The organism is Empedobacter sp. UBA7252 (assembly GCF_002472765.1).
Taxonomy (GTDB): Bacteria; Bacteroidota; Bacteroidia; order Flavobacteriales; family Weeksellaceae; genus Empedobacter; species Empedobacter falsenii_B.
Map to the genome: position 1 here is coordinate 156,802 of NZ_DKSQ01000044.1, position 12,747 is coordinate 169,548.

The 12,747-nt window shown below is 31.5% G+C and carries 13 protein-coding genes and 1 riboswitch; of the genes, 6 read left to right on the forward strand and 7 right to left on the reverse strand.

The features are described from left to right. From B2X73_RS06235 to B2X73_RS06245, 3 genes are all read left to right on the forward strand, one after another. Window positions 1-585, forward strand: coding sequence for a Maf family nucleotide pyrophosphatase (locus B2X73_RS06235; protein ID WP_038336384.1), 585 nt, complete (start codon window positions 1-3; stop codon window positions 583-585). A 75-nt stretch (window positions 586-660) separates the two neighbouring features. Next, window positions 661-1,227: a nicotinate (nicotinamide) nucleotide adenylyltransferase gene (nadD, locus tag B2X73_RS06240; RefSeq protein WP_286495146.1), complete on the forward strand. Its 567-nt coding sequence runs from the start codon at window positions 661-663 to the stop codon at window positions 1,225-1,227. A 541-nt stretch (window positions 1,228-1,768) separates the two neighbouring features. Continuing rightward, window positions 1,769-2,209: a GNAT family N-acetyltransferase gene (locus B2X73_RS06245; RefSeq protein ID WP_286495147.1), complete on the forward strand. Its 441-nt coding sequence runs from the start codon at window positions 1,769-1,771 to the stop codon at window positions 2,207-2,209. Here B2X73_RS06245 and B2X73_RS06250 read toward each other — a convergent pair. From B2X73_RS06250 to pth, 3 genes are read right to left on the reverse strand one after another with little or no spacing between them, the layout of a single operon-like run. Next, complete coding sequence (locus B2X73_RS06250) at window positions 2,206-2,436, reverse strand: DUF3820 family protein (protein WP_291096017.1); 231 nt, start codon at window positions 2,434-2,436, stop codon at window positions 2,206-2,208. The two genes, B2X73_RS06245 and B2X73_RS06250, sit on opposite strands and share 4 nt — an antisense overlap. Then, window positions 2,436-2,849 (reverse strand): rhodanese-like domain-containing protein, encoded by a 414-nt coding sequence (locus tag B2X73_RS06255; protein WP_291053088.1) that lies wholly within the window; start codon window positions 2,847-2,849, stop codon window positions 2,436-2,438. The genes B2X73_RS06250 and B2X73_RS06255 overlap by 1 nt, the downstream gene beginning before the upstream one ends. Then, a complete protein-coding gene (gene pth / locus B2X73_RS06260; RefSeq protein ID WP_038336392.1) occupies window positions 2,839-3,405 on the reverse strand; it encodes an aminoacyl-tRNA hydrolase in 567 nt (188 codons plus the stop codon). The genes B2X73_RS06255 and pth overlap by 11 nt, the downstream gene beginning before the upstream one ends. Window positions 3,406-3,517: 112 nt before the next feature. On the opposite strand from pth, the gene B2X73_RS06265 reads away from it, so the two are divergent. The 3 genes from B2X73_RS06265 to B2X73_RS06275 all read left to right on the forward strand — a co-directional run bounded on the left by B2X73_RS06265 (window position 3,518) and on the right by B2X73_RS06275 (window position 7,201). Further along, the gene (locus B2X73_RS06265; protein ID WP_221855624.1) at window positions 3,518-4,033 is read left to right on the forward strand and encodes a TlpA family protein disulfide reductase; all 516 of its coding nucleotides are present in this window, start codon (window positions 3,518-3,520) and stop codon (window positions 4,031-4,033) included. A 184-nt stretch (window positions 4,034-4,217) separates the two neighbouring features. Then, complete coding sequence (gene gshB, locus B2X73_RS06270) at window positions 4,218-5,198, forward strand: glutathione synthase (RefSeq protein ID WP_291063595.1); 981 nt, start codon at window positions 4,218-4,220, stop codon at window positions 5,196-5,198. Next, window positions 5,195-7,201, forward strand: coding sequence for a flavohemoglobin expression-modulating QEGLA motif protein (locus B2X73_RS06275; RefSeq protein ID WP_291096019.1), 2,007 nt, complete (start codon window positions 5,195-5,197; stop codon window positions 7,199-7,201). The genes gshB and B2X73_RS06275 overlap by 4 nt, the downstream gene beginning before the upstream one ends. A 37-nt stretch (window positions 7,202-7,238) precedes the next feature. On the opposite strand, the gene B2X73_RS06280 is transcribed toward B2X73_RS06275, so the two are convergent. From B2X73_RS06280 to B2X73_RS06295, 4 genes are all read right to left on the reverse strand, one after another. Then, entirely contained in the window at window positions 7,239-8,525 is a 1,287-nt protein-coding gene (locus tag B2X73_RS06280; RefSeq protein ID WP_291096021.1) for an APC family permease, read from the reverse strand. 69 nt (window positions 8,526-8,594) lie between these two features. Next, the gene (locus B2X73_RS06285) at window positions 8,595-10,982 is read right to left on the reverse strand and encodes a TonB-dependent receptor plug domain-containing protein (RefSeq protein WP_291096023.1); all 2,388 of its coding nucleotides are present in this window, start codon (window positions 10,980-10,982) and stop codon (window positions 8,595-8,597) included. A gap of 53 nt (window positions 10,983-11,035) precedes the next feature. Further along, window positions 11,036-11,139, reverse strand: a riboswitch (SAM riboswitch). Window positions 11,140-11,197: 58 nt separating this feature from the next. After that, window positions 11,198-11,797, reverse strand: a complete 600-nt coding sequence (locus B2X73_RS06290; RefSeq protein WP_291096025.1) for an aminotransferase class IV — start codon at window positions 11,795-11,797, stop codon at window positions 11,198-11,200. Next, the gene (locus B2X73_RS06295; RefSeq protein ID WP_291096027.1) at window positions 11,781-12,740 is read right to left on the reverse strand and encodes an aminodeoxychorismate synthase component I; all 960 of its coding nucleotides are present in this window, start codon (window positions 12,738-12,740) and stop codon (window positions 11,781-11,783) included. The genes B2X73_RS06290 and B2X73_RS06295 overlap by 17 nt, the downstream gene beginning before the upstream one ends. Window positions 12,741-12,747 lie beyond the last annotated feature (7 nt).

Consider the following 12,747-nt stretch of genomic DNA (forward strand, 5'->3'; position numbering starts at 1 on the left):
ATGTTATTAACAGAAAAACTAAAAGATACCAATATCATTTTGGCATCACAATCGCCAAGAAGAAAAGAACTTTTAGCTGGATTAGGATTGCAATTTTCGACAATTTCATTGGATATTGACGAAACATTTGATCGCAACGAATTCAAGAAAGAACAAATCACCGAATATCTTTCCGCTAAAAAAGCAAAAGCTTATACAGATATTCAACCAAATGATTTGATTATTACGTCGGATACAACTGTTTGGGTGGATGATGATTCGTTAGAAAAAGCTTCGAATAGAGAAGAAGCGTACGAAATGATTAAAAAATTAAGCGGAAAAACACATTCTGTTTATACATCAGTTACAATTCGTTCTTTAGAAAAAGAAGTTACTTTTTCAGACGAAACGCAAGTTACTTTCGCAGATTTAACAGATGAAGAAATTTATTTCTACATTGATAATTACAAACCTTTCGATAAAGCGGGCGCTTATGGAGTTCAGGAATGGATTGGTTACATTGGTGTGGAGAATATGAATGGAAGTTATTTCAATGTAATGGGACTTCCAACGCACAAACTATATAAAGAATTAGTAAAATTCTAAACATATAATCCAGCTCCGGCTGGATTTTTTTATTCTACAATTATCGTATTTTTGTTTTTCTAAAAAATCAATTTTATGAAGGTCGGTTTATATTTTGGATCATTCAATCCTATTCATGTCGGACATTTAATTATTGCCAATCATTTTCAACAATTCACCGATTTAGATCAGGTTTGGTTTGTGGTTTCGCCTCAAAATCCATTGAAGAAAAAAAGTTCTTTAGCAAATGAATATGATCGATTAGAAATGGTAGAATTAGCGATTAAAGATTATCCTAATCTTCGTGCTTCTAACATCGAATTTACGTTACCGAAACCTTCTTACACGATTGATACCTTAATTCATCTGAACGAAAAATTTCCTGAGCATGACTTTGCGTTGATTATGGGTTCTGATAATTTGGATGGAATTTCGAAATGGAAAAACGCTGAGATTTTAATGCGCGATTATCAATTGTATGTTTATCCGCGTCCTGGTTATTCGCAAAAAGAAAATTTGGATAATGTAGAAATGGTTGAAGCGCCTTTGATGGAAATTTCTTCTACATTTATTCGAAATGCAATAAAAGATGAAAAAAATATAAAACCTATGTTACCTCCAAAAGTTTGGGAATATTTGGATGGAAGTAATTTGTATGGATGATTTTAATTTGGAAATTTGAAGATTATGATTTGGATTAATTTTAGTAATTTGGTATAAAACTATATGTCTAAATTCATTTCGATTTTATTACTCATATTTTTATCATCTTGTCAAACTCAAGATAAATTATATTATAATTTTTATAAACTCAATACAAATTCATTTGAAAAAAACGCATCAAGTAAATATCAAAATATAATTTATATTCGTTCATTTTATAATAATGTAGTTAAAAAAAAGGTAAATGGATTTAAAAGTCTTACCTATAATTATTCAACAAAAGAAAAAACATACATTAAAACAGAAAAATATAATCGAAAAAAATTTGAAACTTCTAATATTGAATTAACAAATTTCAAAGAATTTGACTTCATATTAGAAAATTATTTAAATGGGAATATTGAATATTTGCAATCTTTACAAGATTCTTTTATTAGTGCTGAGATGGGATCTTACTTCTATATTTTTGATTTTGGAAATAAAAAAGTCTTCAAAATAAATGCAATAATTTTTGACTCCAACAATAATTTAATTCAACACCATGACAAAACAAGCTACTATAAATAATTTAGAAGAATTAGTTCATTTATTTGATGCGTATCGTCAATTTTATGATAAGGAATCTGATGTAAAAGCAGCGGAAAAATTTCTAGAAGCAAGAATTGTAAATGACGAATCGGTTATCTTTTTAGCTTATAACAAAGACGAAAAAGCAGTTGGTTTCGTACAATTATTTCCTTCATTTTCATCTACTCGAATGAAACGTTTCTGGATTTTGAATGATTTATTTGTTTCACCAGAATTTCGCGGACAAGGTTTTTCAAGAGAATTGATAGAAGAAGCAAAAAATCTGTGTCGCAAAACAGATGCTTGTGCAATGTTGTTAGAAACAAGTGTTACGAATGATATTGGAAATTCATTATATCCAAGTGCTGGATTTCAATTGCGTGATGATGCAAATTTTTATGAATGGGAAGTTTAACCAAATTGACGTTTCAATTCGTAGATAATATCTTCTAAACCATTTAATTTTATTTCATAAACAGTGGATAAAAGAATTCCTAATTTCCCTTTCGGAAAACCACCTTTATCAACAAACCATTCCAAATAAGAAACAGGTAAATCGCACAACAATCGCCCTTCGTATTTACCGAAAGGCATTTTAGTTGTGACAATTTCTTTTAATATTTCGGGACGAAATCCTTCCATTATTTTGTTACAGTTCCTTTGTACGTTGACATTCCATCTTTGAAATTCTTGGCATTTTTGAAACCTTTTTCTTGCATTTTTTCTGTTGCTAATTTTGCTCTAACACCAGATTTGCAATAAATGAAATAATTCTTTTTTGTATCTAATTTCTGAATTTCTTCTTCGAAATTTGGATTTTTCACGTCTATATTTACCGCTCCAGGAACATGACCTTCAGCAAACTCTTTAGGTGTACGAACGTCTAACAAAACATTCTTTTTACTCTTGAAATTAATTTCATTTACATTATCTAATGTCGAAGTTATTTCTTCTATTTTCGCTTCTTTTCCTTCTAAACTTGACGAATTGCTTGCACAAGAACCTAAAAAAAGTGTTCCTGCAATCATTGCAACTCCTAAAATTTTATTTACCATTATATTGATTCATTGTATTACCTAATCCTTGAAAAATAAACGACAAAACTGCATCAGCAGCCAAATTCAATCGTTCATTCATTTTTTCATTTTCTTCTGCCGACCAATCGCCTAACACATAATCCACTTGTTTACCTTCCGAAAACTCATTTCCTACACCAAAGCGTAATCGCGCATAATTTTGTCCGCCAACTTTATTTTGAATATCCTTCAAACCATTGTGTCCACCATCGCTACCTTTTCCACGCATACGAATTGTTCCGAAAGGCAAGTTCAAATCATCTGTAATGACAAAAATATTTTCTAACGAAATATTTTCTTTTTTCATCCAAAAACGAACCGCATCTCCACTCAAATTCATGTATGTATTTGGTTTTAACAACGTAACTGGACGCGCTTTATATTTAAACTGTGCTACTTCACCAAAATTTGATGGTGAAAATTTAGCATCAACTTTTTTAGCAACTTCTTCAACAACCTTGAAACCAATATTATGACGAGTATTTTCGTATTGAGCACCAATATTACCAAGCCCAATAATCAGATATTTTTGCATGAAACAAAATTACATCTTTTTGCAATGATTAGAAATAAATATTTACCTTTGCTTTAAAGTCTACTGAATTGGTATAGATTTTGTAAATACATGAAATCGATAAAAATTTATCATGAGAAAAATAATTAGCGTTTTAATATTATTTGTCGGAATTAATGCATTTTCGCAAAAAATTCCGTCAGTGATGAAAACTGAATTTCCCGCAACAGCTTTGCAAGATAGCGTAGTTGATTTAGAAGGAAATTCGGCAACCATCGAAAAAGTTTTTTCGAACTATAAAGGAAAAATTGTCTTGTTGGATTTATGGGCAACTTGGTGTGGAGATTGTATCAAAAACATGCCAGCTTTGAAATCTTTGCACGAAAAAAATCCTGACGTAACCTTTGTTTACCTTTCAATGGACAAGAATGAGGAAGCTTGGAAAAATGGTATTAAAAAATATCAGATTGAAGGTCAACACTTTTACTTAGGAAACAACTGGAAAGGCAATTTTGGCACAGGGATTGATTTAAATTGGATACCAAGATATTTGGTTCTTGATCAAAATGGAAAAATTGCAGATTATTACAGCGTAAAAGCTGATGATCCTAAAGTTCAAGAAACAATTGATCGTTTAAGAAATAAATAGTTTATAGTTTACCAACCAAATGGTGATTGAAATTAAAAAATCAATCACCATTTTCTTTTATTAATCATTAGAAATCAATATCTTTCATAGAATAAAAATAAATATTCTATAATTTTTTATAGATCATTTTTTGTATCAAACTTTTAGTTATTATTGCATTGATTTTAATACCCTTTTTATTTATATGAAAATATGCTTCGTAATGTATCCTTGGGACAAGGTTGAACCAGGAAAAGACACCACTATGCGAATTATTAAAGAATGCGTAGATCGTGGATTTGAAGTATCCTATTTAACAAAAAAAGATATCTCTATTGCCAAAGGCAAAGTTGTAGGAAACTGCAAAAAGATGATAACTACAGAAACAAATGATTGTGTTGAATTTTATCACACCATGAAATTTGAAAGTAGTATAAAAGATTTGACCGAATTTGACATAATTTTTATGAGAGCCGATCCACCAATTGATCCGCTTTTGTTGAATATGTTAGAATTAATCGAAGATAAAGTTTTCTTCGTGAATAAAATTTCGGGATTACGTAAAGCAAATAATAAAATATACGCCGCTTCTTTTGATGATGGTCTAGAAACAATTGTTCCTCAAACACTTATTACAAAAGATATTGATTTGATAAAATCGTTTGTAGAAGAAAATAATTTCGAGAAATTTATCATCAAACCTTTAGACGGAATGGGTGGTAAAGGTGTTATACTTTTCGAACGAAAAAATATTGGTAACTTAAGCTCGATTTGCGATTTTTATATCAATCATACCGGATATTCTCAGCCTATTATTTGTCAAAATTATATAGAAGGTGCAGAAAAAGGTGATGTTCGCGCCATTGTGATTAATGGTGAACCGATTGGTGCAATTATGCGTGTTCCTGCAGAAGGCGATCATCGTTCTAATATTTCGGCTGGTGGTTCTGCGATTAGACACGAAATGAGTGAACATGAGTTAGAATTGTGCCGTAAAATAGGAAAACAATTAAATGAAGATGGAATTTATTTTTGTGGTATCGATTTGATTAACGGAAAAATGGTTGAGCTAAATGTAGTAAGTCCTGGAGGAATTGTTCCTCACAATAATGTAAACAATAACAACGAAATTCAGAAACAAATCGTGTCGATGTTATTGGAGAAATATAAAGAATTTAAAGCATGAAATCCATAAGTATACAGCAAATTTTAGAGAATATTGAGAACGAAATTGTATTTGAAGCTTATGCAGAAGACGAATCATTCAAAATAAAAATCGACGAATACATTCCTTACGTTTGTGCTGCCATTCATGATGGTGGACAAATGCGCGAAGATATTCGCGAAAAATGTTTATTAAGCAATTATGAACGTTGGTACGAGGAAGATCCGCATACTGCTGAGTTTGTAGAAACTTTTCCAATCTTAATTCAAGGTTGTGATTCTCGATTTGAATACGATCTAAATCGTGGTCCAGAAACTGCTGTGTACGAAGAAGCTTGGGGAAAACAGGTTTGGAAAGAGCCTTTGTCGGTTTCTCAAAAACAAAAAAGTATTGCAAAACATCACGCTTTTTATGAAGTTTTAGAAGCTTTAATCAACAAGCTTGAAACTAAATTTAAGTCATGTTTGGTTTATGATATTCATTCGTACAATTGGAAACGTTGGGATCGTCCGGTTCCTGTCTTCAACATTGGTGCGGAGCGAATTGACAACGAACGTTACGGAAACTATGTAGAAAGTTGGCGCGATGAATTGGCGAATATTGAGTTAGAAAATATTCACAATTATTCAGCGATTAACGATGTATTTTATGGACGCGGTTATTTGTTAGAATTTGTTACAAATCGATTCAAAAATACGTTGGTTTTAGCGACAGAAGTTTCAAAAATTTATTGTGATGAATTAACAGGAGAATCTTTTCCAGAAATTATTAACCAAATTAAAGAAGGTTTTAAATCAGCGATTCTTAACCACGCTTATGAGTTTGTAAAAACGGAAACAACGTACAAAGTAGGTTCTAAGCAAGTAAATATTTTGCACAATGAATTAGAATCTGACTTGGTTAAAATTGATAAACAATTGTGCCAATTGGTTCAGAATTTTGAATTGTTAAGTGTTATCAATCCGATCAATTTAGAATTTGAAAAGAAGAAATTTTTAGCTTCAAAATATACATACGAACCACAATTTAAATACAATCCGCTTAACATTGATCCATTCGAATTTAAACGAAAATTATCGAATATTAAAGTCGAAAAAATCAATGATATTAGTATTCAAAATATGTATGTTAACACGATTAACGCTTATTTTGATAAGGTCGATTTATTAGCCAATCTTGGTACGGATAAATTTTTATACAATTCGTTGCGTTACTTTGGCGAACCATCCAAAAAAGATATCGAAAACGCGAACTTTATCCTTTATTGTCCTGAATTTAGAATGGATAAACAAGGAAATTATACAGAGGAAGAAGTGGTTAATCTTTTTAGAAATGCTACGAATGATTATGGTTTCAAATTTGACATCGAAGTTTCGGATGATATCGCATCAAAAGCACTTGTAATCAATAGCAAGAGAAAAGTTGTGATTAAACGTGGCGTTAAGTTTGACAAACGTTTTACAAATGGTTTAATTGAGCACGAAATTGGAGTTCACATGGTGACAACCATGAATGCGTTGGATCAACCATTAAAAATCTTTAGTATTGGTTTACCTGTAAATACATTAACGCAAGAAGGTTTAGCGATTTTAAGTGAATATTATTCTGATTCTATTAATCATAGCCGACTAAGAGAACTTGGTTTACGCGTTATGGCAGTTCATATGTTGACAAATGGAAAATCATTCAACGAAACATTTATGACCTTGATGGAAGAATACAAAATGCAACCAGAAGATGCATTTTATCTGACAACTCGCGTTTATCGTGGTGGTGGTTTTACAAAAGATGCACTTTACTTGAAAGGTTTGAAAACAATTTTGAATTATGTCGATCAAGGACGTTCTTTGGATAATTTATTGATTGGAAAAACTTCAGTTGAATACATTGATACAATTGACGAATTAGTTGAACGTAAAATGATTAATAAACCAAAATATCATACCAAAATTTTCAAAAAACATCTTGAAAATCCAGAAATCAACCCTATTTTACAATATATTTTTAACGGAATAAAAGATTAAAAAATAAAAACCCACTCAAATTTGAGTGGTTTTGTGATTAATTCTCTTTCTCAATTCTTTTATCAAAATAGAATAATACAATTCCTAATGCAATAATACCTAAACCAAATAAACTTTCTTTTGGTTTTTGCATCAAAACGAAATAACAGATATATAAACTAAATGCTAAAAATATAGCAGGCAAGATATAAAAGAATTTACTTTTGATAATAGTTAATTGATCTTGTTTGATAAAGAAAGCTGTACAAACTGCTAATGTTGCTAATATTTGTAAAACAAACGATGTATAGGTAAAAATCACTTCAAAATCTCCTGAAAAAATTAGCAAAATACTAATTGCTGTATGCACCCAAATTGCACGAACTGGAATTCTATTTTTGTTCTCTTTCGCCATAAAATTCCACAATTTATTTTCGCGCGCTGTGGCTTGCGTCAAACGAGAACCAATCCACAAATAACCGCTAATCGTCGCAATTAATTGTAAAGCAATAAAGCAACTCACCCATTTTCCATTATTTCCAAGCAGATTACCGAACGAAATATTTGCAACATTTTCTTGTCCAGCCAAAGTTCCTGCTGATGCATGTTTCAAGAAAACATAATTTAGCAAAACATAAGAAATCGTGACAAAAATAACGCCTATAAATAGTGCTTTTGGTAAGTTTTGTTTTGGTTGCTCAATTTCTTCTACGATGTATGAAGCCGAATTCCAACCTGTATAAGCAAAAGTAACATAAACCAAAGACGTCGCAAATGCAGGAAGTAACAATTCATTTTTCCAAGTCGAATCAAAAACTACCGCATTTGGCTCAACTGCTGGAGCAAAATAAAAACCTAAAACAATTAAAACAACAATAAATACAACTTTTAGAATAGTAAAAATATTCTGAAATTTACTACTCAAATTTAGACTGAATGATTGAAAAACGGCAACAATCAAAATCATGGCTATTGCAAATTCTTTTCCTAAATCAAACCCGAAAACATTCAAGTATTTTCCCATTGCCAAAGCCGCTAAAGAAATCGGCGCTGAGAAACCAACGAATAAAGAAATCCAACTTGATAAATAACCAAAAACAGGATGAAATGTGCGAGATAAGTAAATATAATCTCCTCCTGATTGTTTAAATTTTGAAGCTAACTCCGAATAAATAAATGCGCCAATCAACGCTAACAATCCTCCTATTGCCCACAATAATAAGATAGAAGTTGTATTTTTTAGATCAGAAATTTGATAACCCAAACTGGTAAAAACACCTGTTCCGATCATATTCGAAATCACTAATGCTGCTGCGGTTTTCCAACCAATTTTTGAATGTGCCATACACAAAAAAGTGCCAATTGAATGTTTGAATTTACATTAAAATTGACACTTAGAATATTTTATTATTGATTAAAATTTAAAACTTGCACGCGCAAAATAATACGCTCCTGTCATCCCCATTTGCACTGGCGCATACGGAAAAACTCCATAATAAGAATTCTCGTAAACTTGCTTGTCTGGGAAAACATCAAACAAATTATTTGCACCAATTGTAAAGTTGAAATTCTTTGTAATATCATAACCAATCGAAGCATCCGTCACCACTTTTCCCGTGTGTTCTTGGATACTTCCCCAAGGATATCCATCTTTTGTCACTTTTCCGAAATACGTGTTACGCACCATAAAATTGAATCCAGAAATTGCATAATTCAATCCTAAAGTTACTTTTGTTTTTGGACTTAATGATTCGATAATATTGACTTGATCAGAGCCAAAAAATTCTTCCGTTGGAATTGTTAAAGCTGTTGGAAAATGATAACCGACAATCTTTGTTTCATTGATATTTCCTGATAAACTTGCATTCAATTTTCCTCGACCTAAACGTGTATCATAGGAAATCACTAAATCCAAACCTTTGGTTTCTGTATCAATTGCATTCGTAAAAATACGCGCTGTCGCTACATTATATTTTTCTAAAGCAGGATCTGTGATATCAGAAGTTAAGACAATTCGGTCATCAACTTTTATAAAATATCCATCCAATGTGATGAATAATTTTGAAGTCGGACGAAATGTTAAACCTAAACTTGCATTGATTGATTTTTCTTCTTTCAATTTATCCAAACCAATTTCTCTCGACAATTCAGACTCATTTTGGATAATTCCTTTTGTAACCAAAACTTGATCTCCATTATCATTCAAGAATAAATCGGTATACGAATTACTGAAATATTTTTGTTGTAAAGAAGGTGCTCTAAATCCTGTCGAAATCGCTCCACGAACCGAATATCCTTTTGCGTATTCATATCGCATCGCTAATTTTCCGTTGACTGTACTTCCAAAATCTGAGTAATTTTCAAATCGTCCAGCTAAATCAGCCATAAAATCTCCAAATTTCAATTCTCCATCTACATAAACCGCAACTGAGTGACGATCACCTTTTACAGCATTTAATTGAGAAAATCCTACAAAAGATTCAGATCCAGAACCTGCGTAAGAAGCTTCATCTCCAGCTTCTATTTTATATTGTTCAAAACGATATTCTCCACCAAACGCTAAACTAACATTTTGGTTGATTCGTTTTGAAAAATCTAAATTGACTGTATTTTGCAAAAATTGATGTTTCCCTGCGTAAAAATCGGTTGGAGAATTTAAGCCCAAAGATTGATTAATTGAATTTTCTAAATCATATTTGAATGAATTTAAACCAAAAGTATTGCTCAAGTCAACTTTCCATCCATCATATGAATAACGCAATCCTGTCGAATTTGAATAATCATTTATATTAGATTTTAACGTTGCTTGAAAACCATTTGGATAAATTTTTAACGCATCTTCCGACAATTCGCTTGGTAATCTTCTAAAACCAAATCCATTACCTTGGCGCAACGAAACGCCTCCAAATGAATAAAAATCTAATCGATCATTAATCGCCGTTTCAGCATTTATAAAAAATTGTTGATTTTTGATTGCCGCATCTCCAATTTGAAATCTAAAATCTTTTCTCGTAAGTCCTAAAGAAGCAATTTTAGCGTCATCTGCAGCTCTTGCTGCATCTGGATCATCTGCAAAATCGTATGCAAAATTATCTCCAAAAATATCTAAATTATGATCTTTTGAACGATTTGTTTTCTTACGCTCACTTACAACTGCCGAAAAAACAATTGAGCCTGATTGTCCTAATTTCGTTGCATAACTTCCGTTAAAATTATACGTTTCTCCATCATTTCGAGAGGTCTGACCATACGTCAAAGAAGCGTCTCCACCTGGTTTAGATTTCAAAACAATATTTACAACTCCCGAAATCGCATCAGAACCATATTGCGCAGCCGCACCATCACGTAAAACTTCAATTTTATCAATTGCAGAAATCGGAATTGCGCCTAAATCTGTTCCAACAGAACCATTTCCTACTGTATTTTGATAATTCACTAAGGAAGTTGTGTGACGACGTTTTCCATTAATCAAAACCAAAACCTGATCTGGTCCCATTCCACGCAATGTTACAGGATCGATATGCTCCGTTCCATCTGCAGATGATTGACGAACAGAATTAAAAGAAGGAATAACCACATTCAAAATATCATTCACACTCAATTGAGGAGAAGACGTTTTTAATTTCTCAACATCAATAATATCGACAGGAACAGACGAATTAACCACCGTTCTTTCTGATGTACGACCACCAATTAAAATAACTTCGTTAAGGTTTGTTTCCTCCTTTTCAACTTCTTGAGCGAAAAGTGTAGCTGCGCAAATAAATGCGAATGAAGCAAGTAAAAATTTGTTTCTTTTCATTTTTAATTTTCATAAAACTTTCAAGAAACCAACAGATTAAAGTGAAATACTTTTACTCATCTTTCCCTCTAATAGGTTGGATTTAGCACCTTAGATTATAAGTCATCTGGTTGCTAAGGTTTCACAGGGCCAATCCCTCCACCTTTCTTGATAAGTTATGCAAAGGTAATGTTAAAAAATGAAAATGCAATTAATACTCTATCAATTTTATAGAGTTATTGAATTAACAACGAAATATCCAATTCTTGGCTTTCGTCTAAATTCATCATCGCATTGATTCGTTTGAATGATTTAAAATTAACTAAATCTGAAACTTTTATATTTTTCTGAATGATCTCGCTTGATTGTAACAAAACTTCTCGCATTGTTCCTTTCAATAGAAAAGTTCGTGGCGTGATCCATTGAGAACCGTCAAAAAAAACAATATTCGAATAAATACAATCTGTAATATAATTTGATTTTACCAAGACCAAATCATCTGTTTTCGATTCTTTTAAATACTCATCAAAAAACCAACGATCTAAATATTTGTAGGAATAATCAATTTTATTTTCGATCTCAAAAAGTTGAATACTTTCAATTGGTTTGATTTGATACGGTTGAAATTCTACCGATTGAATTTCTCGATCATATACAATTCTAACTTTATATTTTTCAACCGTTAAATCTGTTGGAAACTTAATAATTTCGTCTAATAAAATCGGATTGATTTCAGTAAAATTATCATTTCTTGTTCGATCAAATCTCGCTTGATGAAATTCTAAATTTCGAAGTTGTTTGTTTACACAACAAATCGATTCAATAAATTGGAACATATACTTTTTGTATTAATTCTTCGTACTCTGCTTTTGCCTTACTTTTTGCTGTTATTCCTCCTCCACTCTTGAAAAACAATTCACCTTGATTATTTTCGATGAAACGAATCATCACAGCACTATCAAGATTTTCGCCATCAAAAACACCAAAAACTCCTGTATAAAAATTTCGATGATACTTCTCGGCTTCTAAAATAATTTCGACAGTTTTAATTTTGGGCGCACCGCAAATAGAACCAGCAGGTAAAAGTTTATCGAAAATCGTTCCTAAGTTTTGGTAATAATCATCATTCAAATCACCTTTTATCTCAGAACTTACTTGCAAAAGTGTTGCATCATTTGTCTTCACCTCATCCATGTAGCGATAATTTGTTACCTCAACATTTTCTGAAACAAGACTCAAATCATTTCTAATTAAATCGACAATTGTAGCATGTTCGGCAGCTTCTTTTTCATCATTCAAAATAAGTTGCTTCGCATTTAGAATCGAGGCATCAATGGTTCCTTTCATTGGATTTGAAAAGATTTTTTGAGCTTCAATTTTCACAAAACGTTCGGGAGAAAAACAAACAAATTCGTCTTTATATTTCAATTTATATTTTGTTTCAGAAAACTGAAAAATATCATTCAAAGACAAATCAGTTTCAATTTTTGTTGGAAGCGTTAAATTCGTTAAATATGAATTTCCAAACAAAATATTATCGTGAACATAATTGAATTTTGGCAAATATTCGTCAAAGGAAATCGGGAATTTATTGAATTTAAAATCTTTCTGAAAAGATTCTTTTTTTGTTGAATCTACTTCAAATTTTATCTCATCAGGTAATTCATTTAACGGAATTACTTCTCCATTTTCTTTCAAAAAATCGATCATAAAAAAAAAGGGAACTTTTGCAGCTCCCAATTCATTCATTTTCGTAAAAATCGAATGCTTTGCTAACATTCGATAA